This is a genomic window from Yoonia sp. (genome assembly GCF_017854565.1).
Classification (GTDB): Bacteria; Pseudomonadota; Alphaproteobacteria; order Rhodobacterales; family Rhodobacteraceae; genus Yoonia.
On record NZ_JAFMHJ010000047.1, the window covers coordinates 1 to 20,860 of the forward strand.

The window sequence follows — 20,860 nt, forward strand, 5'->3', positions numbered from 1 at the left end:
GAATGGGTGGCCGGATACTTTCGGAATCACTGGCCGGATCACCCCGGAATACGCATGCAAGACGATCAAAAGACCACCGGGATAGCCTCGACGATACGTTGCAGCATCAAAAGCTTGGCTGGGTCGCGATAGACACTGTCCGTCACGTCTTCGTGCCGGTGACCGACAAGGTCTTTCACGGATGCTTTGTCGATTTCGGGATCATGGCGCAGGATGCTGATGACGCGGTGTCGGAACGAATGAAACGTCTTTCGGTTCGCATCTTCCGCAAGCTGCATATCCAACGCAGCTTTCCAAGGCTTATAGAAAACATTGCCGTAGGTCTCGGTTGGTGTTCCCGGCCGGAGATCCGGGAAAAGGTCGTGCTCACCTCGCTCCTGCAATTCTTGAACGTAGTCGGAAAAACCGTGTTCCATCAGACGTGAATGGATTGGCACAGCCCTATGCGAACTTGCGTTCTTGAGCCTCCGCACCGCATTTGGTTGGATCAGAATATACGGAATGGGGCCATCCATGACGATATCTTCGATAGCCAGTCCCATGATTTCTTCCCTGCGAGCCCCGCTTGCTGCGGCAATGATCGGTCCCCAGTAGAGACCGTCCTTAATCACATGGTTTCCCGGCATGTTCCGGCGCTCTGCGCTTCTGCAACCTGTCCAAATCGGGTGCTGCGCAAGTTTCATCACGTCGCTGTCCGTAAACGCCAAGCGCGCACTTCGCTCGTCCGAGTTATCCTTGCGACGCAGATCAGAAAGGAACAACTCTTCGGTCGGGCGCGCACCGCGGCCCCGCGCATACTTCAAAAAGTTTCTGAGGATCGTAAGGTTGCGATTGATGGTGGCGCTGCTCAAGCCGACCTCGTCATCGGGCAGCTCTTCTGCGCGCTCCAGCAATTCCATGATGGAAAGCTCGCGGTCTTTGATCGACCTCCCATACACTTTTGGCATTCGTTCCAGGACTGAGACGTAAAAGTGCAGATCTTGCTGCTGGAGGTCTGTGAGCCGTTTTTTTCCTACGGCAGCACAGAACTGTGTAAGGACGGCATGGTTCTGTCTGCGGTCTTTTGCGATTTTCTTTTGCTCGGCGGGATCTTGGCTGTCTTTAAATCCTTCTGAAAAATAAGCCTGGCAAAGGCTATCGAGGCTGTCGTCATACCCCTCTCGAGAAGGCTTGATCGAGGTCAGGGGAGGGATGTTGATCATTTCCGTTGAGCGCAGATCGGGCATCAAACCTACGAAGGGCGTCGTTTGGTTCTTGCGATCACTTTGGGTCATCGCATCGGCTGTTCCCGTCAAACGGATTTGCAGGAGCACACGAACATCATCATCAGAGAAACCTGATCGCGTGATGTGAGCCTTTGCCAGATCGAGGGTCTCATCGGTGAATGCAGCGTCAAACGATCCCGTCAGGAACTGGATGTGGCGTTCCACTCTTTCGAATGCATCGTCGTGGGTGAACTCTTGTGTCAGTGCACTCCGGTCTTCTTCGAAAAGCTGGGCGGCTGGTCCCATTGATGCGACCTTCCGCAACGCAATCGCCCGGGCCCTCTCATCGAGGTACCTGTTCCGCCAGTCGCCTGGCGTCTTGGCATGTGGCTCAGCGTATCTTTCAGCTTCAATTCGTTCCAACTCGATGGAAACGATAGCCGTAAGAAACCTCTGTGCTTCAACCCGGGTGATCTTTTGTTGCTTCACCTTCATGATAAAGTTCATGAAAGCGCAATTCAAAATAGCTGAGATTATCTTTGCTGTGGAAAACTCCCGGGTTTTCAAGCTGACTTGGATAAATGTGTGCCTTTCATAGGCCTCGTGCGGACACCGGCGACGCCAGACGTAAACAGCCCCTCTTCGGTGGACATGGTTCAAGTGATGCACGTGACGGCTCCCGGTAAGGCGAGAGCGAAAGATTTCACTGACAGACCCTGAGGCGGGAGCTTCACATCTGCTGCTGTGATGCAGGGATGTGATGCAGTGGGGTGAAACCACCGCAGCCGCAACAAACGGGCCTATATAAATCAGGGCTTTGAGTGAAAGCTGGCTGGGATGGTAGGATTCGAACCTACGGTACACGCTACCAAAAAGCGTTGCCTTACCACTTGGCTACATCCCACCAGCGAGGCGTTGGATACTGCGAAGGCGGCAGCGGTTCAAGCCCCGTTTCAACAAAAAACGCGCTATTCGTTTGGGTTGTTACTTTACTGCAGATTTTCGGATGAGGAAATGTTGCGCGCAGAGTCCAAAAACCGTTCAAGGACGGCTGCTGTGCTTGTGTCAACTGTGTCTTGGGGTTGGATGTGCTAAGTGCGCGGCGGGTCGTTCTTGTCGTGCGGTCTGATTCTGTGGGTTTTGCGTGATGACAACATCCGACACGGAAATGCCGATGGACCTGATTATCCGCTAGGTGCGATTCGCAGCAGCGCCAGCTATCGTGCAGGCCTGACAGGACCATGGCCCGCGAACCGGTAAAGACAGCGGGGTCATTGGTCGCAACGCTGCGGGGCGAGACGCAAGGCGCGCGCGATGCAAGTCTCAGACGCGCAGTGGGTCTGCCTTGGCCAAGGCATCAAACGCCATCAGGCTGCGTACCAGCTTGCCCATCTGATCAAGCGGGATCATGTTGGGTCCGTCAGAGGGCGCGTTGTCCGGGTCCTCGTGTGTTTCAATGAATACGGCAGCGATACCCAGCGAAACGGCGGCGCGCGCCATGACCGGGGCAAATTCGCGTTGGCCGCCGGATGATCCGCCCATACCGCCGGGTTGTTGCACCGAATGGGTCGCATCCATCACCACGGGATAGCCGGTGCGCGCCATGGTCGGCAGCGACCGCATATCGGTGACAAGCGTGTTATAGCCAAAAGAGCTGCCACGTTCGGTCAGCATGATCCGTTTGTTCCCGGTGCTTTCGATCTTGGCGATGACGTTGGGCATGTCCCAGGGCGCCAGAAACTGCCCTTTTTTGATGTTGATGACGGCACCGGTTTCACCAGCGGCCAGCAACAGGTCGGTCTGGCGGCATAAAAACGCGGGTATCTGTATGACATCGCAAACGGCGGCCACTGTCGCGCAATGGTCGGGGGCGTGAATGTCGGTCAGGACCGGACAGCCGATGCTATCCTTGACCGATTGCATGACTTTCAGCCCGGCGTCCATGCCAAGGCCCCGCTTGCCGCCCAGTGATGTGCGGTTGGCCTTGTCATAGCTGCCCTTGAAGATGAACTGCGCACCGGCGGCGGAACAGGCTTCGGCCATGTGTCCGGCGATCATCTGCGCATGATCAATGCTTTCCAGTTGGCAGGGGCCGGCGATGACCAGAAGCGGGCGGTCGTTGCCGACGGTCAGGGCGCCAATTTGAACATCATACATCACGAACTGACCTGTTCGCGAAGGATGGAGGAGGTAAGTGAGATCATCAGATAAATTCCCGAAAAGATCAAAAAAGCCAAAAGTGTATTTTCAAACGGGCGTGGATAGGTCGCCTCGTCCGGGGCGATTGGTTTCACGCTTTGTGACAGATAGCGGACTTGACGGTTGGCTTCAATCTGTGCGGCCTCCATCTGGGTCAGGGCCTGCTGGACCAGAACCGTCTGGAAGGTGTAATTTTCCTCAGCGGCACGCAGTTCTGTATTGCGCGCGGCCAGCGATGTCCGGGTTCCGGTCCCTGACGTCATGTCCGACCGCATGCTTGCGATCAGCGCGTCGATGTTGGCCATTTGGTCACGCAGGGCCTGCACCTGGACTTCGCTGGGGCGCTGCACATTCAGGCGGGACTGCAAAATCAGCTCAAGCCGCTGGCGTTCGCTGCCAAGTTTGGAAATTTGCTGTGTGCGGGCCGTGGTTTCGCCAACCGGGTCGATCTGTTGCACTTCTTCCTGAATGGCCAGCCATTGCGCAAGCGCCGTGGCACGTCGCGCTTCAGAGGCTTCGTAGCTGTCGCGCGCGCCCTGCATCTGATCGGCGCGCAAGCGGCTGGTCAACTGGTCCACCTGTTCTTCGGCGTAGCTGATCAGTGCTTCGGAAAACGCCTGGCTTTTGGCCGGATCGACTGCGATGACCTCCATCCGCAAAATTCCCTCTGACGGGTCATAGCTGATGCGGACGTGGTTGGAATAAAGTTTGAACGCGGCTTCATTGCTGGCGTTTTCCGGCAGGCGCTGGATTGCGTCGATATCAGGGTCGCTGAAATGCGCCTTGAAGCCGTGATCGTCATTAAGACGCAGCATCGCCTCGCGGGAGGCAAGATAGGATTGCACCGCAATGCTGTCCTGTTGGGTTGCCATGGATGTGCCCTGAAATAAGCCGCCCAAACCAGCGGCGCCTGCGGTTTCTGCTTGCTGGATGACGATTTCGGACTTGGTGGCGAACATCGGGGTGGCCATGGTGGCGAAATACCAGCCCACGAGAAATGTCGGCAAAAACACAAAGAATGACAGCCGGGTGAACAGCAGCGCCAGCTTGCGGCGGCGGCGGCTGGCGATATCGCGCTGGATCAGTATGATTTCGGCGCTGCGTCGATCGGCGGGGCTGTTGCGGTTGGTCGAGGGCAGGTTCGTGCCGGGTTTCAACATCGGCTGGGGCAGCTGCATCCCGCTGCCTTTGGCGATGCTGCCGTCAGGTGTGACAAGTTCAAGCACCGAATTGCGCTGAAACGGGTTAATCCCCGCAAGGCGCAGTTGATGCACCGCGTCAAAGTCAGAGGTCACGGTCAGCCCGTGTTTATGGGCCACCCGGCGTGCCATCCGCAATTGCCTGCCTGTCAGCCCCTCGTGGCCGATCGCATCCATCGTTGCACTGGTGTCTGTGTCGTCGTCTGTAGGCGCTGCTACCGTTTGGTCGGCTGCATCTTCGGGGGCGATACCGCGCCGGATACGGAATTTTTTAACCCTCGGTTTGGTAGTCATACAGCGCCTTCGCTTCTTCCAAGGTGTCAAACATATGCAACTGGCCGTCTTTGAGAACTGCGGCCGAACGGGCAAACCGTTCCAGTGTGGCTGGTTGATGCGATACGATGATCACGGTTGTCGTTTCAAGCCGTTCGCGCAGGATTTCCCCGGCTTTGCGGTTAAATTCAGCGTCGGTCGCACGCGGCATGCCTTCGTCGATCAGGTAGATGTCAAAATCGAGCGCCAGCATCAAGGCAAAGGTGAACCGCTGCTTCATCCCGCTGGAATAGGTGCCGACGGGCATGTCAAAATATTCCTCGATCCCGCACAGCCAACGACAGAACGCCTCGACGTAGTCGGGATCAAGGCCATAAAGCCGGGCGATATAGCGGCTGTTTTCCATGGCTGTATGCTTGTTCACGACGCCGCCCATGAACCCTAGTGGAAACGATATCCGGCAGCCACGGGTGATCCGGCCTTCGTCCGGTTTTTCCAGACCGGCCATCATGTTGATCAGCGTGGTTTTGCCGGTGCCATTGGGCGCAAGGATGCCAAGCGAATGGCCCAACTCCACGCGAAACGACACACGGTCAAGGATCACCTTGCGCTGTGTGCCGGTCCAAAATGACTTACTGACCTGAGCGAATTCCAGCATCTTGTTCCTGCTTTTGCCCCGCATTTGGGTTTGCTTGTTGATGACGCCAATAGATTAACACCCCATCACGATGGGTCGATTTGCGATAGGTATCCCAAGAATGCGGCGCGAATATAGCGACAACTGCGTGATCAACCCATGATTTGGGACGATCACCTAGCCTGTTTGTTTGACCACGCCCGTCAGCCTGCCCGCAATGATCGCGATGATCGCCGCAGAGAAGCTGAAGAGCGCACCCATTTTTGCTGCATCCTGCACCCGGACATCGCCCAGCATGGCTGAGCCATCAAAGGCGACCGCGCCAATAAACAGCGACACCGTAAAGCCGATTGCCGCGACACAGCCGACGACAAACAGGTCAACCGTGCGCATCCCCTTGGGTAGCCCAAGTCCAAGCGGCTTGGCCGCGATCCAGCCAAACAGCATCACACCCGCCGGCTTGCCGATCAACAGGCTGAACAGTACCAGCCACGTCGGCGACCCGATCGACGAAAATTCCACACCGGCATTCAGCAGACCAAATAAGAACAAGACCACTTCGACAGGGTGTTTGAGCAGGTGTTCGATGTGGTTGAGCAGGTCGGTCAGATACTGTTCCGCCTCGGAGAAAATCCCGAATGCGCGGTCGGCATGTGGGATTGTGGGCACAATCGGCAGCAGGCCAAGCGCGGGGTGGATGCCCGCCTCTTGGAAGCCGTACCAGCTTAGGCAGGCGGCGATGAGGTATGGCCAGAACGATAGCTTATTGCGCACCCATGTAGATTTTGGCCGTGCCTCGTCGCCACGGTCCAACTGCCGGGGAAGGCGATTGAACAGGTAAAAGACCGCGATTGCCGCGAATAACGACAGCAATAGCCATTCCGGCGCAAGGTCACCGGATGGGTAGAAGACCGCGAGAATGATCAGGCCCGCGGCGTCGTCGGCAATGGCCAACAGTAGCAGAAAACGCACCGCAGGGTGGCCCGCCCCAAACACCAGACGGCCCACAAGATAACTGAACGCGATGTCCGTTGCTGTGGGAATGGCCCAGCCTTTGGCGACTGCGTCGTAGGTGTCCGAGCCCAGAAGCAGGGCCAGACCCAGATAGACCGTGATCGGCCCCAGCATCCCGCCAAGCGTTGCAAACAAGGGCGTCGCCGCCTTTTTGCCGCGCAGGCTGCCGTTCTTGAGGATCACTGCCTCCCAGACTTCTTTGGCGGCGATGGCAAAAAAGAACGCCATCAGCACGTCGTTCACCAGATAGTGCATGGTCAGTGTTCGATATGCCACCTGACCATCCGCGCCGTAGTTGGCGTGACCGATGAAGAACTCAGGGATCAGTTCGAATTCGACAAAATGGCGATAGCCGTCGGGGTTCATATTGGCCCAGATCAGCGCGGTGATCGCCCCGACAATCAGCAAAAGCGAATAGTTGGTGAGGAAATTCCAGACGCGATACATTTGTGTCCCCCGAAGACCTTTGGAATTGGCCTAAACCAAAGCGCGGGGTGCATCAAGCGGGGGCAATATCCGGGTCGCGCCTGTGGTCTTTTTGTTGTGCCAAAACGCGGATAAGCTGAGGGGTATGACCCTTCAGGATCGCATATCTGCCTGTCGTTTGTGCAAGGACCGTTTCGCCGCAACCGCGACGGCGCATGTGCCGCGCCCGGTGGTTTGGTTCGGGGATAAGCCACGTATCTTGATCGCGGGTCAGGCGCCGGGGATGCGGGTGCATGCGGTGGGCAAGCCGTTCTGGGACCGATCCGGCGACCGCCTGCGTGACTGGTTGGGGCTGGATCATGCTGTGTTCTATGACCAGACCCGCGTGGCGATTGTGCCGATGGCATTTTGTTTTCCCGGCTACAACGCCGCCGGGTCCGACCTGCCACCGCCCAGTATTTGTGCCGCGACATGGCATGCTCAGGTAATGTCCGCGCTGGGCGATGTGCCGCTGACGATTGTCATTGGCAGCCCTGCGCTGCGTTGGCATCTGGGGGCCAAGGGCACCGTGACGGACACCGTTGCAGGCTGGCGTGACCATGCACCGCGCGTGTTTCCCTTGCCTCATCCGTCGTGGCGCAATACCGCATGGCTCAAGAAAAACCGTTGGTTCGCCGATGAAGTATTGCCCAGTCTGCGGGCGCGCGTGAAGGATGTATTGCAATGACCGATCTAGATAACGCCCATGCCGCCATGGAAGCCGCCCCCGATGACGATGCCGTCCGGCTGCGGTTCTACGAGCGGTTGGCGGATACGGAATTGTTCATGCTGTTGGGCGAAGAAGCGGCCGATGACCAGATCACCCCAGAGCTATTTGAGATTGAAGATCAAAGCTTTAGCCTTGTGTTCGACCGCGAGGAGCGGCTGTCGCAATTCGTAGGGCGCGCGGCACCCTATGCGGGGTTGCCGGGCCGTACGTTGGTGCAGATGCTGGCGGGGCAGGGCATTGGGCTGGCGCTGAACCTTGATGTGGCGCCATCGGCGATGCTGATCCCGGCCGAGGCGGTCGATTGGTTGGTCGCGACGCTTGCCAATGCACCGGATGAAACCGAAGCGCGTTTGACCGAAGTGTCGCCACCTGTCGGCTTGCCCGAGGCGGTCGTGACCGGTTTAGACCGCAAGCTGGCGATTGCGGCGGGTATGGCGCGGTTCGCGTATTTGGCGGCGGCCACCTATGAGGATGGGGTGCGGGGGCATGTGCTGGCGTTTGTGGATGCCGCGCCGGGCGCAGAAAAGGCGCTGGCGTCGGCTGCCGGTGAGGCGCTGACGTTTTCGGGGATCGAGGCGGGGGTGATGGATGTCTTGTTTGTTCGCGCGGCGGACCCATTGGCGGCGCGTTTGGCGCGGGTGGGGCTGCGGTTTGATCTGCCGGAATTGGCCGCCGCACCGCAAGCCCCCGGTGCGCCGGGGATGGACCCGGACAAGCCGCCGAGACTGCGCTGATCGGTTAACGTGCCGGGCGGCGGTTTTCGGGTGCTGCGACGGCGCGGCGGTGATATGGCGTTAATACCGCTGAAAATCGGCGAATTTGGCGATACAGAACCCGTCCACAACCCGTACAAAGCGCGTACGTACATATGTACGACAATCGCGGTATTAATCGGGCGGTCGCCGGGAATTGGTTAACGGCGGCTGTGCGCCCGGCGGTCAGTACCCCGTCGTGCGGTCAACCAGATGCAGGAACGGTTTGCCCGCCTGACCCCGCGCGATGTTGTCGGCGATGACTTGGGATGCGGTTTCGGGCCGGGTTGTCGCAGCGATATGGGGGGTCACGGTGACGTCTGGATGCGCCCAATAGGGATGATCCCGCGGCAGGGGTTCGATGCGGAACACATCCAGCGTGGCATGTGCGACCTGACCGCGATCAAGCGCGGCAAGCAGGGCATCATCGTCGATCAGCGGCCCGCGACCGGGGTTGATGACAAACGCGCCGGGCGCCAGCAGCGCGAGCCGATCTGTATCGAGGATATTTTCGGTCTGCGGTGTCAGCGGCAACAGCAAGATCACGATCTGCGCGCCGCGTAGCGCGTCCGTCAGCCCGGCATCGCCATGCAGGCAGCGGATGTTGGGGACGTCCTTGGCGTTGCGGCTCCAGCCTGTGACGGGAAAGCCCAACCCATGCAGGGCCTGACCGCATGCCGCACCCAGCGCGCCGATCCCAAGGATCGTTACCGGGCGATCTGCGGCCAGAGGCGGATAGATGGTATCGCGCCAGATGCCATCCTGGCCGTGGATATGGGTATCCATGCCAAGGTGGTGCCGCAGGGCGTGCCCGGTGACCCATTCGACCATCCCATTGGTCAGGCTGTGATCGACCATGCGCGCCAGCGGTTGGGTCAGGGTCGTGTTATCGACGACGGTTTCGACCCCGGCCCACAGGCTCATGATGGCCTTGGTGTGGGTGTAGGGGGTGAAGTCGGTGACGGGACCGTTGGGCGCAAAGACGATGTAATCTGTGGCCTCCGGCGCATGGTCGCGGCGCAGGTCCACATCCAGCCCCGCGTTGATGAAGGCCGCGTTCAGGGGCTGTTGGTATGCCGCCCAGCTTTTGGGTTGCGCAGAGAAAAGGACGTTGATCATTAGCGGGGCCTATGGACATGGGCGCTTTGGACAAGGCCGAACGCGACGAGAAGGACAAGCATGGCAGAGCCGCCATAGCTGACAAGCGGCAGCGGCACGCCGACGACAGGTGCCAGTCCGGTGACCATGGCCATGTTGACGGCGAAGAACAAAAAGAACGTCATGGCGATGCCAAGCGTCAGCAGGGCTGCAAACCGATCGCGGTTATTGACCGCAGAGATGACGCAGAACAGCACGATCAGCAGGTAAAGCGCCAGCAGGGTGAAGGCACCGACAAAGCCGAATTCCTCGGCGAGGGTGGTGAAGATGAAGTCGGTGTGTTTTTCGGGCAGAAAGTTCAGCCGCGATTGGGTGCCCTGCATAAAGCCGCGCCCGGTCCAGCCGCCAGAGCCAAGCGCGATCTTGGCCTGCGTGATATGGTAGCCCGCGCCAAGCGGATCGTTGGACGGATCAATAAAGGTGTCGATCCGCCGGTATTGGTAATCCTTGAGCAGTTGCCAAGGGGTGCCCCGGCTTTGGAACACGGCGACGATGCCACCGACGCCCGCCCCGATCACGGTGGCAAAATAGGCCCAGTGGACCCCGGCGAGAAACATGACGGTGCCGCCGCCGGCAAGCAGCAGGATCGCGGTGCCAAGGTCGGGTTGCCGCAAGACAAGCGCGGTGGGCGCCAGAATGAACAGCACCGGCAGCAGCACCCAAAGGGGCCGCGAGGTCTTGGTGTTGGGCAGCCAGTCGTAATAAGCGGCCAGCAGCATCACCAGCGTGATCTTGGTCAGCTCGGAGGGTTGCAGGCGCATGAACCCAAGGTTGATCCAGCGCTGCGCGCCCATGCCGACCTCGCCGAAGAGTTCGACGGCGACCAGCAGCAGCATGGATATGCCAAACGCAAGCCCGGCCATGTTGCGCCAGAACCAGATCGGCACCATCGCGATGATGATCATCAGCACCATACCGGCGACGAAACGCTTCATCTGCGGTTCCATCCAGGGTGTGGGCGATCCGCCAGCGACGGAATAAAGCATCAAGAACCCCGCGCAGGCCACCGCCGTGAGCAGCATGATCACCGGCCAGTTCAGATAGAGCAGTTTGCGCAGGCCCGTGGGGACATATTTGGTGTTATACTCAAGATAGCTCATGCGCGGCCCTGCGCCTTGGAGCCGGGGGGGATGCGTGCCTCGATCCGGGTTTGCTGTGCGGCGATCTTGTCGCGCACGGCGACGGGGTACGCATCAAGCGGGGGCGGGCCGCCATAAAGCGCCTGCAGCATGATATCGCGCGCGATGGGCGCCGCCGCCGCCGAACCGCCGCCGCCGTGTTCGACCACCACCGACAGCGCAAAGCGTGGTTTGTCGTAGGGGGCGAAGCTGACGAACAGCGCGTGGTCGCGGCGTTCCCACGGCAGGTCTTCGTTGCTGATGACGCCGCGCGCGCGTTCCTCTGGTGTGATCCGGCGCACCTGACTGGTGCCGGTCTTGCCGGCCATACGGTATTCATCGACCATGATTCGCGAGCTGTAGGCCGTGCCGCGCCGATGATTGCAGACATCATTCATTGACGCGCGCACCCGCCGCAGGATGTTTTCGTTCAGGCCAAGGCTGTCACCCAGACCGCTGGGTTGTTCGACGCCGTCGATCAGCCGCACAAGGCGCGGGGTCACTTCGCGGCCCGTGGCAATGCGGGCGGCCATCACGGCCAGTTGCAGTGGCGAGGCAAGCACGTAACCCTGCCCGATAGAGGCGTTGACGGTATCGCCGATCCGCCAGTCTTCGCCGCGCACCTTGGCCTTCCAGTCTTTGTCCGGGGTCAGGCCCGCCGCGACGGCAGACAGCGGCAGATCGTGTTTGATCCCCAGTCCCAGCTTGCGGGCCATGATGGCCATCTTGTCGATCCCGACGCGCTGGGCGACTTCGTAATAGTAGCAGTCGCAGCTTTGCTTGAGGCTTTCGTGCAGGTTGATGTTGCCGTGGCCGCCGCTTTTCCAGCAGTGGAAACGGATACCAAAGACATCCGTGTAGCCGGGGCAATAGACGGTTTCGTCGGCGCTGATCACGCCATCTTCGAGGGCGGCGAGGGCGGTGACCATCTTGAAGGTCGAGCCGGGCGGGTAGGTGCCCTGCACGGCCTTGGCAGCCAATGGGCGGTATTTGTCTTCGTTCAGGCCGACCCAGTCCTTGACGGAAATGCCGCGCACAAACAGGTTGGGGTCAAAGGCGGGTGCGGATGCGATGGCGCGCAGGTCGCCGTTTTCCAGATCAATGACCACAGCGCCGGCAGATTCCCCATCCAGCCGCGCCTGCACATAGCTTTGCAAACGGCTGTCGAGGGTCAGTTGCACGTCTTTGCCCGGAATACCCTCTTGGCGGTCAAGTTCGCGCATGACGCGGCCCACGGCGTTCACTTCGATCTGCCGGGTGCCCGCGCTGCCGCGCAGGGTATGTTCCAGCTTGTTTTCCGCGCCGGCCTTGCCGATCTGGAATTTCGGGATCTGCAGGAGCGGGTCCTGATCGTCGATCCGGCTAAGGTCATAGTCGCTGACCGGGCCGACGTAGCCAACCACATGGGCCACATCCGCGCCCCATGGGTAAACCCGGCTCAGGCCGACCTCGGCCTGGATGCCGGGCAGGGCGGGGGTGTTGATGTTGATCCGTGCGACGTCATCCCAGCTAAGCCGGTCGGCAATGGTGACCGGCACAAACGGCGAGCGGCGCTGCATTTCTTCCATTGCACGGGTCAGGTTTTCGGGGTCGATGTCCACCAGTTCGGTCAGCCGGGCCAGCACTTCGCCGACGTCGCCTGCGTCTTCGCGGACCATGACGACGCGGTAGTTTTGTTCATTGGCGGCGATCGGGATACCGTTGCGATCAAAGATCAGGCCGCGTGCGGGGGGCAGCAGGCGAATGTTGATCCGGTTTTCCTCGGCCAGAAGGCGGAACTGGTCGGCCTGTTCTATCTGCATGGACTGCAAGCGCCAGCCAAGCGCGCCGACGATGCCCAACTGTGCAGCACCGACGACAAGTGCGCGCCGGTTAATGAGGCGTGCGCTTTCGATGATATCCTTTGGCGGGCGTTTCATATCCGGCGTCCTCGGGCGTCAATTTCGCCCAGGGCGGGGCGGCTGACGCCAAACATATAGTGGGCGACGAAAACAACGAGCGGGTAAATCAGGATCGTCAGGATCATCTGGATCAGGGTCAGGCCCAGCGGCGCCTGAGGTGTCATCAGGATGGCCAGCACGATGCGGTTTGCCAGCGTGATCGCGACGATCCCAAAGGCGATTGTGCCCCATTCCAACGCCAGCGGCATATTGCGGATGCCGCGCGCGCGGGTGCGCACCGTTTCCGTCAGGATCACCACCAGCGCGGCCCACAGGCCGGGCGGGCGCTGGAACAGCAGATCTGTCGTCAGAAAAACGGCAGCGATCAGGTAGACGGGCAGGTAATCGGGCCGCCGTGCCACCCATGCCAGAGTGAGCGCCAGCAGAACATCGGGCGGCGGCCAGCGGGGCGGGCGCATGTCCAGCGGCACCAGTTGCAGCACGATGATCACAAAGGCGAGGGCGATGAACACGCCACGGTTTATCCAGATCCGGGTGGCGGGTGCTTTAGCCATCTGCCATCTCCAGCGCATTGATCGGGGCCGGCCCGATGAATTCTGTTTCGGGCGTCAGCAGACCGCCGGGATCGTTGATTTCCTCGTGCGGGGGGGCGCGCAGGACACGCAGGAATTCCAGCCGCTGATAATCCGCCGCCAAGCGCACCCGCAGGCGTTGATCGGTCCCCAGCGCGACCTGCCCGACCAACAGATCGGCGGGAAAGACGCCGCCGTCCCCGGATGAAACCACCCGGTCGCCGGGGCGGATCAGGTCGGCATTTTCAAGAAATTCAAGCGGCGGGTTCAGGGTATTGTCGCCAGCCAGAATGGCCTTTTGCCCCGATGGCTGGATCGTCACGGGAATGCGGCTGGAGGTGTCGGACAGCAGCATAACGCGGCTGGTGCCCTGACCGACGCCAGCGATCCGCCCGACCAGCCCGATGCCGTCCATCGTGGGCCAGCCATCAATGATACCATCGCGCGCGCCGACATTGACCAGCACCGATTGCCGAAACGGTGAGCCGCTGTCGGTGATGACGACGCCGGTGACATAGGTCAGTTGGGGGTCAAGGCGCACGTTGTTGAGGCCAAGCAGCTTGGCGTTTTCCTGTTCCAGTTGCAGGGCGGCTTCTTTCCATGCTTTCATTTGCTGCAATTCGCGGCGCAGGTCCTGATTTTGCGCGCTTAGCTGTTGGTAACTTTGGAAATTGCCGATCAGGTTGGCGATGCCGCTGACTGGCGCCATGGCCCAGTCAAAGGACGGGACGACCTTGTCGATCGCGGCGGCGCGGAACCGTTCGACACGCGGGCTGTCGATCCGCCAGATCAGGAACAGACCAAGCAGCGCCAGTACCAAGACCCCGACCAGCAGTCTGCGGATCGGGCCGACGTAGTCTTCGCTGTTCTTGTCACGTGCCAAGGCGGTTTGTCCCAGGTCTGGGTGTTAGCTGTCGTAGTCTATCACATGTCGCAGCTGTTTTTCATATTCCAGGGCCCGGCCAGTCCCCAACGCCACACAGTTGAGTGACTCGTCCGCGACCGAAATCGCAAGGCCGGTCTGTTCGCGCAGCGCCAGATCAAGCTGGCCCAGCAACGCGCCGCCACCGGTCAGCATCACGCCACGGTCAACGATGTCGGCCGCAAGGTCCGGCGGCGTCGCCTCGAGCGCGGTCATCACCGCCTCGCAGATTTGCTGGACGGGTTCGGCCAGCGCCTCGGCCACCTGCGCCTGACTGATTTCGGTTTCCTTGGGTACGCCGTTGAGCAGGTCGCGGCCCCGGATGTGCATCGACTGGCCGCGCCCGTCGTCGGGCATGCGGGCCGTGCCGATGGATGTCTTGATCCGTTCGGCAGTGCTTTCCCCGATCAGAAGGTTATGCTGGCGGCGCAGGTAGTTGATGATCGCCTCGTCCATGCGGTCACCGCCGACGCGCACGGACCGCGCATAGACGATATCACCCAGCGACAGAACCGCGACCTCGGTCGTGCCGCCGCCGATATCCACGACCATGTTGCCGGTGGGATCGGTGATCGGCATGCCCGCGCCGATGGCCGCCGCGATAGGTTCGGCGATCAGGCCCGCGCGACGGGCACCGGCAGACAGAACCGACTGGCGGATCGCGCGTTTTTCAACCGGCGTCGCGCCGTGCGGGACGCAGACGATGATCTTGGGTTTGGAAAATATGCTACGCGGATGCACCTTGCGGATGAAGTGTTTGATCATCTCTTCGGCGACGTCAAAATCGGCGATAACACCGTCACGCATCGGGCGGATCGCCTCGATGCTGCCGGGGGTGCGGCCCAGCATCAGCTTGGCGTCTTCGCCCACTGCCAGCACCTTTTTGACGCCATCCTTGATGTGATAGGCCACGACCGAGGGTTCGGACAAGACGATGCCACGCCCCTTGACGTAGATCAGTGTGTTCGCGGTCCCTAGGTCAATCGCCATATCCGACGAAAACAAACTGCCCCAAATCGCCATAATGCGACCTTCCCCTGCCATAAGTGTGATGCGCCGCGCCCGTCCCCGTGGATGCGGTTCCAAACGCTTATAAGGCGGGTGGCCTGTGGATAGAACCCCTAGTTTTCCAACGCCCGGCAGCAATCTGCCGCTTGCACTTTTTCAACATGATAAGCGGCTTGAGCCGTATTTTTGGGGCCATGTTTGCACTTATGTAATAAGAGACGCGCACGGCCCTGCGCAAGCCGCTGTCGTGGGTGATTGGCGGAAACGCAAACGGGCGACCCGATATCGCTGGATCGCCCGCCTGCAAAATCACTGAGTCTTGCTATTCGGTGTCTTTGTAGCTGACGCCCTTGGTGTCATAGCCGGGCTGCGATTGTGCCCGCCGGACAAGCAGGCGGTTCAGCGCGTTGATATAGGCCTTGGTGCTGGCGACGACGGTGTCGGTGTCGGCAGATTGCCCGGTTGCGATGCGCCCTTCTTCTTCCATGCGCACCGAAACGGTGGCTTGCGCATCGGTGCCTTCGGTCACGGCGCTGACCTGATAAAGCTGCAAATGCGCGCCGTGCGGAAAGATGGATTTGACCGCGTTGAATGCGGCGTCGACGGGACCATCGCCCGTGGCTGATGTTTTGACATCCGACCCGTCAACTTCCATCACCATGTCTGCTGTCTGGGGGCCTTCGGTCCCGCAAACCACACGCAGGCTTTTGAGCTTGAGCCGGTCTTCGGCGGCATCGTTTTGGTGGACAAGCGCGATCAGGTCATCGTCATAGACTTCCTTTTTGCGGTCAGCCAGATCTTTGAACCGAACGAACACATCCAAAAGCTGATTATCGGCCAAATCAAAACCCAGCTCGGCCAATTTGGCGCGCAGCGCGGCCCGGCCAGAGTGTTTGCCAAGCGGCAGGGATGTGCCAGCAAGGCCGACATCTTCGGGGCGCATGATTTCGAAGGTTTCGGCGTTTTTCAGCATGCCGTCCTGATGGATGCCGCTTTCGTGGGCAAAGGCATTCTTGCCGACGATGGCCTTGTTGAACTGCACCGCAAAGCCCGAGACCGTGGCGACCCGGCGCGAGATGTTCATGATCTTGGTGGTGTCGATCCGGGTTTCGAACGGCATGATGTCGCCGCGCACCTTGAGGGCCATCACGACCTCTTCCAATGCGGTGTTGCCCGCCCGTTCGCCCAGACCGTTGATCGTGCATTCGATCTGGCGCGCGCCACCTTCGACCGCGGCAAGGCTGTTGGCGGTCGCCATGCCCAGATCATTGTGGCAGTGGGTCGCGAAGATGACGTTATCGGCGCCGGGGACCTTGTTGATCAGCATGCGGATAAGGTCCGCGCTTTCACGCGGGGCGGTATAGCCGACGGTATCGGGCACGTTGATCGTGGTCGCACCCGCCTTGATCGCGATTTCAACGGTGCGGCACAGGTAGTCTTGTTCGGTGCGGGTGGCATCCATGGGCGACCATTGGACGTTGTCGCACAGGTTGCGCGCATGGGTCACGGTGTCGTGGATACGTTCGGCCATTTCATCCATGGTCAGGTTCGGAATGGCGCGGTGCAGCGGCGAGGTGCCGATAAAGGTGTGGATGCGCGGGGATTTAGCGTGTTTCACGGCCTCCCAGCAGCGGTCGATGTCTTTGTAATTGGCGCGCGCCAGCCCGCAGATCGTGGCTGTCCTGGCGCGTTGTGCAATTTCGCTGACCGCACGAAAGTCACCTTCGGAGGCGATGGGAAAGCCCGCCTCGATGATATCGACGCCCATGTCGTCAAGCAGTTCTGCGATCTCGAGCTTTTCTGCATGGCTCATTGTGGCGCCGGGGGATTGTTCGCCGTCGCGCAAGGTGGTGTCGAAAATCAACACTTTATCTTTGGTCATTTTGGTATTCCTTTAGTCCTTAGCTTTTGGTGATTTGGCGCTGTCCCCTCTGAGCGGTCGCGCCGAAAGGCACGCTCAGAGGCAGCTAAGGAGCAGCAGGTCGCGCAGACGCAGCCCTGTGGGGGCAATGCTAAGGATATGTGCGCGGCTATTCATAGGGGCGACTATACTGACGTTTGATCGGTTGAAAAGTGTCAAATGCGCCTGCGGCCCGAGTATTTTGCGTGCGCACTGGTCGCGTGGGTGTCGGGGCCTAGATTGGAAAGCATGAAAAACGCACTTATCATTGGCGCCTCGGGCGGGATCGGCGATGCTGTCACGCAGCATTTGCGCGGGCAGGGGGTGGATGTCACCACTTTGTCGCGCGCCGCGGATGGGTTTGACGTGGGCAATCCCGCGTCTGTCGATACGCATCTGGAGCGGCTGGCAGGGCCGTTTGATCTGATCTTTGTGGCGGTGGGTATTCTGGCGCCGTTATGGGGCGCACCGGAAAAGGCGCTGTCGGCGATCAAGGCAGATGACATGGCCCATGTTTTTGCGGTGAATGCGATTGGTCCCGCGTTGATCCTGCGCCATGCCGCGCGGCTGTTGCCCAATGATGCGCGCGGCGTTGTCGCGACGCTGTCGGCGCGGGTGGGGTCGATTGGCGACAATAAGATCGGGGGCTGGCATTCGTATCGCGCATCCAAGGCCGCGCTGAACCAGATTATCCATGGTGCCGCCATCGAACTGGGCCGGTCGCACAAGCAGTCGGTCTGTGTGGCCCTGCACCCCGGCACCGTCGCCACGCCGTTTACGGCCGATTATGCAGGTCGTCACAAGACGGTGCCGGCGCCAGAGGCCGCGGCGCATTTGCTGGCGGTGATTGAGGATCTGACGCCGGCGCAATCGGGTGGATTTTACGACTATGCCGGGCAAGAGGTGCCTTGGTGAGGTTGGTTCTGGTTTTGGGTGATCAGCTTTCGCTGTCCTTGTCGGCGCTGCGCAAGGCCGACAAGGACAGCGACATCGTTGTGATGGCCGAGGTGATGGGCGAGGCGGCATATGTGCCCCACCATCCCAAGAAAATCGCGTTTATCTTTGCCGCGATGCGCAAGTTTGCAGCTGCGTTGCGTGACGACGGGTGGCAGGTAGCCTATACCACGCTGGATGATCCTGACAACACCGGGTCGATTACCGGCGAGCTGATCCGCCGCGCATCGGCCTTTGGTGCGGCAGGTGTGGTTTATACCGAACCGGGTGAATGGCGGTTGATCAACGCGCTGGGTGATCTGCCGGTAAAATCGCATCGGCTGGCCGATGATCGGTTTATCGCGTCGCACGCGGAATTCGACGATTGGGCCGCTGGCCGCAAGCAGTTGCGGATGGAGTATTTCTATCGCGATATGCGCCGGAAAACCGGGTTGTTGATGAATGGCGACAAGCCTGAGGGTGGCAAGTGGAACTACGACCACGACAATCGCAAACCCGCGCCTGTTGGCGTGGACTACGCCGGCCCGCTGCAATTCACCCCCGATGCGGTGGTTGAACAGGTTCTGGCGCTGGTCGCGGCACGGTTTGGCGATAATTTCGGCACGCTCCGCCCGTTCTGGTTTGCGACGGATACCGCGCAGGCGCGGCAGCATCTGGCCCATTGGATCAAAGGCGGTCTGCCCGGCTTTGGTGATTTTCAGGATGCGATGCTGAATGACAATCGGTTTCTATATCATGCGGTTGTGGGGCTTTATATCAACGCGGGCCTGCTGGACCCGTTGGACGTGTGCCGGGCCGCTGCGCAAGCCTACCGCGATGGGGACGCCCCGTTGAATGCGGTCGAGGGGTTTATTCGCCAGATTATCGGCTGGCGCGAATACGTGCGCGGGATCTATTTTCGCGAGGGGCCGGATTATGTCAGCCGCAACGCGCTGGGGCATGATCGCGCGCTGCCCGCGATGTATTGGGGTGGGGCGACCAGAATGAACTGCGTCGCAAAGGCGGTCGCGCAGACCCGGGACGAGGCCTATGCGCATCATATTCAGCGGCTGATGGTGACGGGCAACTTTGCGCTGTTGGCGGGGATTGATCCGGGGCCGCTGCATGAATGGTATCTGGCGGTTTACGCGGATGCGTATGAATGGGTCGAGGCACCCAATGTGATCGGCATGAGCCAGTTTGCCGATGACGGGATCATCGCGTCAAAGCCCTATATTTCATCGGGGAATTATATTCACAAGATGTCGGACCATTGCGGGACTTGTGCGTATCGGGTGCAGGATAAGACCGGGCCGGATGCCTGCCCGTTCAATCTGCTGTACTGGCATTTTCTGGATCGGCACCGGGCACGGTTTGCAGGCAATCCACGGATGGGGAATATGTACCGGGTCTGGGACAAGATGGATGCAGGCAAACGTCAGACGGTGTTGCACGACGCCGGGCAATGGCTTGACCGTTTGGATGCAGGCGAGGCTGTGTGATCAGCGCAGGTTCTTGAGGCGTTTATCCAATGCGTCCACCAGATTCCGGTAGCCTTCGGCATCGCCGTATTCGGCAAACTGGCGGTAATGCCGATGCGTGTTGGCGATGCGCCGGGCGTGTTTGATCGGGCACCAGTACTGTTCGGTCCGCGACGCGATTTCGCACGCATAGGACAGCAGGCCGTTGCCATAGGAACAATACGCACAGTTCAGCTTTTCAAGCCAGTTGAGATAGTGCAGGTGGTGGCGGTCAAAAACGATGTGGTCTTTGCGGCGGACCTTGGCGATGCCGTAGACCGGAAAGCAGATCAACTGATACAGCGTCACGCACAAATCAAGCAGCACAAAGGGGATCACGACGCCGTAGATGACGGGGGACGTCAGCACGATCAGTGGCCGGGAGCCGGTGACATATTTCAAAAGCCCGGTGCGCAGCGCGGCCTGCTGGCGTTCAACTTCTTTGTCAAAGACGGCGCGCCCGTGTTCTATACGCAGGTTGAGCGCGGCGTGCTTTTGCTCGAACTCGGTTTCGAGTTCGTCTTCCAGCGCTTGAATGCGGTCAATAAGGGCTGTGATCCGGTCGGACATGGTTCGCGCCTCCGTGTGATTAAGCAGGCTGTGGCGACGTATCGGGAACGCGTGAATTGTGGTGACAGCCGTTCATTCTGCGTGACTGAAACAATGGCGACATTTCCCGCAGAATGGAAGCACCCGTTCGGGGGTATCCGGGCCAGAGTGGGTCTTGGGATTGGTCGCCACGAAAAAGCGGCCCCAGCCAGATGGCGGGGCTATTACGACTTACAGGACATCGACGGTGAGATATCTCACCGTCGGCTATTCATCTGGAGTGTCCGCATTTCGTGTTGGTGAGCCTCTGCTTCCAGGCGAAAGGTCAGTATTTGGCAGGAAAATTGGCGAGGTTTAATGTCCAGCTTGTGCCCGTTCACAGCCGGTGCGCGCTGTGCAACATTCATAGCAACAGCGGGAACGCTGTCTGACGACAATGCGGGTTGGCAACCGCAGCAATTTGGTACACCAAACATTCGTGCAGGCCTTAGCCAGGCTCATGCTCGCCACCTCGCAATGAGCGATTGCCAACTTTCGATCGGTAGTGCAGCGGGTCGCGTCACGAGTTTGACGTCACTCCATCAGAAGTCCCACCGGACCTCGGTTGCGAGATATTCGAACAGAACCGTTCTCACTTGGATGCCGCCGTCATCCACGACCGAATAGCGGTAGACGCCTTCTTGGACGATCACCCGGCTCATCCGTTCCATGTCAGGATTCCAGATCAACCGTGTCTCGCCGCCCATAGTTTGTATGCGCCGTTTCGGCCCCATTGATTTGACAGGTTTCGGGCCAGTGCTTGGTT

18 protein-coding genes, 1 tRNA gene and 1 pseudogene are annotated in these 20,860 nt (G+C 59.9%); 4 read left to right on the top strand and 16 right to left on the bottom strand.

From position 1 onward, the window contains the following. Positions 1-65 precede the first annotated feature (65 nt). From QZ196_RS14685 to QZ196_RS14710, 7 genes and pseudogenes are all read right to left on the bottom strand, one after another. On the bottom strand, positions 66-1,712 hold the full coding sequence (locus tag QZ196_RS14685) for a tyrosine-type recombinase/integrase (protein WP_296427730.1): 1,647 nt from the start codon (positions 1,710-1,712) through the stop codon (positions 66-68). Next, positions 1,713-2,069: pseudogene (locus QZ196_RS17615) on the bottom strand (DUF6538 domain-containing protein); the annotation flags it as partial. Beyond that, positions 2,035-2,109: transfer RNA gene (locus QZ196_RS14690), tRNA-Gln, on the bottom strand. The pseudogene QZ196_RS17615 and the gene QZ196_RS14690, both read right to left, overlap by 35 nt. A 419-nt stretch (positions 2,110-2,528) precedes the next feature. Continuing rightward, positions 2,529-3,362 carry a 3-deoxy-8-phosphooctulonate synthase gene (kdsA, locus tag QZ196_RS14695; protein ID WP_296427732.1) on the bottom strand — a complete coding sequence of 278 codons (834 nt, stop codon included), beginning with the start codon at positions 3,360-3,362 and terminating at the stop codon, positions 2,529-2,531. Beyond that, entirely contained in the window at positions 3,362-4,897 is a 1,536-nt protein-coding gene (locus tag QZ196_RS14700; RefSeq protein ID WP_296427734.1) for a capsule biosynthesis protein, read from the bottom strand. Before QZ196_RS14700 ends, kdsA begins: the two co-directional genes overlap by 1 nt. Continuing rightward, on the bottom strand, positions 4,875-5,534 hold the full coding sequence (locus QZ196_RS14705; RefSeq protein WP_296427736.1) for an ATP-binding cassette domain-containing protein: 660 nt from the start codon (positions 5,532-5,534) through the stop codon (positions 4,875-4,877). Before QZ196_RS14705 ends, QZ196_RS14700 begins: the two co-directional genes overlap by 23 nt. Before the next feature lie 156 nt (positions 5,535-5,690). Beyond that, complete coding sequence (locus QZ196_RS14710; protein WP_296427738.1) at positions 5,691-6,974, bottom strand: Na+/H+ antiporter NhaA; 1,284 nt, start codon at positions 6,972-6,974, stop codon at positions 5,691-5,693. 124 nt (positions 6,975-7,098) lie between these two features. On the opposite strand from QZ196_RS14710, the gene QZ196_RS14715 reads away from it, so the two are divergent. Further along, the gene (locus tag QZ196_RS14715) at positions 7,099-7,680 is read left to right on the top strand and encodes a uracil-DNA glycosylase family protein (protein WP_296427740.1); all 582 of its coding nucleotides are present in this window, start codon (positions 7,099-7,101) and stop codon (positions 7,678-7,680) included. Beyond that, positions 7,677-8,456, top strand: coding sequence for an SseB family protein (locus QZ196_RS14720; protein WP_296427742.1), 780 nt, complete (start codon positions 7,677-7,679; stop codon positions 8,454-8,456). The genes QZ196_RS14715 and QZ196_RS14720 overlap by 4 nt, the downstream gene beginning before the upstream one ends. 204 nt (positions 8,457-8,660) lie before the next feature. On the opposite strand, the gene QZ196_RS14725 is transcribed toward QZ196_RS14720, so the two are convergent. The 7 genes from QZ196_RS14725 to QZ196_RS14755 form a co-directional block, all read right to left on the bottom strand. Then, positions 8,661-9,593 carry a glyoxylate/hydroxypyruvate reductase A gene (locus QZ196_RS14725; protein ID WP_296427744.1) on the bottom strand — a complete coding sequence of 311 codons (933 nt, stop codon included), beginning with the start codon at positions 9,591-9,593 and terminating at the stop codon, positions 8,661-8,663. Beyond that, positions 9,593-10,732: a rod shape-determining protein RodA gene (gene rodA, locus QZ196_RS14730; protein WP_296427745.1), complete on the bottom strand. Its 1,140-nt coding sequence runs from the start codon at positions 10,730-10,732 to the stop codon at positions 9,593-9,595. The genes QZ196_RS14725 and rodA overlap by 1 nt, the downstream gene beginning before the upstream one ends. Beyond that, positions 10,729-12,669: a penicillin-binding protein 2 gene (gene mrdA / locus QZ196_RS14735; protein WP_296427747.1), complete on the bottom strand. Its 1,941-nt coding sequence runs from the start codon at positions 12,667-12,669 to the stop codon at positions 10,729-10,731. Before mrdA ends, rodA begins: the two co-directional genes overlap by 4 nt. Then, the gene (locus QZ196_RS14740; RefSeq protein ID WP_296427748.1) at positions 12,666-13,205 is read right to left on the bottom strand and encodes a rod shape-determining protein MreD; all 540 of its coding nucleotides are present in this window, start codon (positions 13,203-13,205) and stop codon (positions 12,666-12,668) included. Before QZ196_RS14740 ends, mrdA begins: the two co-directional genes overlap by 4 nt. Next, the gene (gene mreC / locus QZ196_RS14745; protein WP_296427749.1) at positions 13,198-14,106 is read right to left on the bottom strand and encodes a rod shape-determining protein MreC; all 909 of its coding nucleotides are present in this window, start codon (positions 14,104-14,106) and stop codon (positions 13,198-13,200) included. The genes QZ196_RS14740 and mreC overlap by 8 nt, the downstream gene beginning before the upstream one ends. 24 nt (positions 14,107-14,130) lie before the next feature. Then, the gene (locus QZ196_RS14750) at positions 14,131-15,168 is read right to left on the bottom strand and encodes a rod shape-determining protein (RefSeq protein ID WP_296427752.1); all 1,038 of its coding nucleotides are present in this window, start codon (positions 15,166-15,168) and stop codon (positions 14,131-14,133) included. Between the two features lie 307 nt (positions 15,169-15,475). Beyond that, positions 15,476-17,035: a 2-isopropylmalate synthase gene (locus QZ196_RS14755; RefSeq protein ID WP_296427754.1), complete on the bottom strand. Its 1,560-nt coding sequence runs from the start codon at positions 17,033-17,035 to the stop codon at positions 15,476-15,478. Positions 17,036-17,302: 267 nt separating this feature from the next. Here QZ196_RS14755 and QZ196_RS14760 point away from each other — a divergent pair, with 267 nt between their 5' ends. Further along, positions 17,303-17,968: an SDR family NAD(P)-dependent oxidoreductase gene (locus QZ196_RS14760; protein WP_296427756.1), complete on the top strand. Its 666-nt coding sequence runs from the start codon at positions 17,303-17,305 to the stop codon at positions 17,966-17,968. Continuing rightward, positions 17,965-19,488: a cryptochrome/photolyase family protein gene (locus QZ196_RS14765; RefSeq protein WP_296427758.1), complete on the top strand. Its 1,524-nt coding sequence runs from the start codon at positions 17,965-17,967 to the stop codon at positions 19,486-19,488. The genes QZ196_RS14760 and QZ196_RS14765 overlap by 4 nt, the downstream gene beginning before the upstream one ends. Here QZ196_RS14765 and QZ196_RS14770 read toward each other — a convergent pair whose 3' ends face one another. Next, positions 19,489-20,076 carry a hypothetical protein gene (locus tag QZ196_RS14770; RefSeq protein WP_296427760.1) on the bottom strand — a complete coding sequence of 196 codons (588 nt, stop codon included), beginning with the start codon at positions 20,074-20,076 and terminating at the stop codon, positions 19,489-19,491. 560 nt (positions 20,077-20,636) lie between these two features. Continuing rightward, on the bottom strand, positions 20,637-20,860 hold a 224-nt coding region (locus tag QZ196_RS14775; protein WP_296427763.1), incomplete at its 5' end, for a hypothetical protein.

Bases quoted from the DNA above. Each gene is read 5' to 3' on its own strand.
- kdsA (WP_296427732.1), bottom strand. From the start codon at position 3,362: ATGTATGATGTTCAAATTGGCGCCCTGACCGTCGGCAACGACCGCCCG.
- mrdA (WP_296427747.1), bottom strand. From the start codon at position 12,669: ATGAAACGCCCGCCAAAGGATATCATCGAAAGCGCACGCCTCATTAAC.
- rodA (WP_296427745.1), bottom strand. From the start codon at position 10,732: ATGAGCTATCTTGAGTATAACACCAAATATGTCCCCACGGGCCTGCGC.
- QZ196_RS14760 (WP_296427756.1), top strand. From the start codon at position 17,303: ATGAAAAACGCACTTATCATTGGCGCCTCGGGCGGGATCGGCGATGCT.
- QZ196_RS14685 (WP_296427730.1), bottom strand. From the start codon at position 1,712: ATGAACTTTATCATGAAGGTGAAGCAACAAAAGATCACCCGGGTTGAA.
- QZ196_RS14740 (WP_296427748.1), bottom strand. From the start codon at position 13,205: ATGGCTAAAGCACCCGCCACCCGGATCTGGATAAACCGTGGCGTGTTC.
- QZ196_RS14710 (WP_296427738.1), bottom strand. From the start codon at position 6,974: ATGTATCGCGTCTGGAATTTCCTCACCAACTATTCGCTTTTGCTGATT.
- QZ196_RS14705 (WP_296427736.1), bottom strand. From the start codon at position 5,534: ATGCTGGAATTCGCTCAGGTCAGTAAGTCATTTTGGACCGGCACACAG.
- QZ196_RS14750 (WP_296427752.1), bottom strand. From the start codon at position 15,168: ATGGCGATTTGGGGCAGTTTGTTTTCGTCGGATATGGCGATTGACCTA.
- QZ196_RS14755 (WP_296427754.1), bottom strand. From the start codon at position 17,035: ATGACCAAAGATAAAGTGTTGATTTTCGACACCACCTTGCGCGACGGC.
- QZ196_RS14700 (WP_296427734.1), bottom strand. From the start codon at position 4,897: ATGACTACCAAACCGAGGGTTAAAAAATTCCGTATCCGGCGCGGTATC.
- QZ196_RS14725 (WP_296427744.1), bottom strand. From the start codon at position 9,593: ATGATCAACGTCCTTTTCTCTGCGCAACCCAAAAGCTGGGCGGCATAC.
- QZ196_RS14720 (WP_296427742.1), top strand. From the start codon at position 7,677: ATGACCGATCTAGATAACGCCCATGCCGCCATGGAAGCCGCCCCCGAT.
- QZ196_RS14770 (WP_296427760.1), bottom strand. From the start codon at position 20,076: ATGTCCGACCGGATCACAGCCCTTATTGACCGCATTCAAGCGCTGGAA.
- QZ196_RS14715 (WP_296427740.1), top strand. From the start codon at position 7,099: ATGACCCTTCAGGATCGCATATCTGCCTGTCGTTTGTGCAAGGACCGT.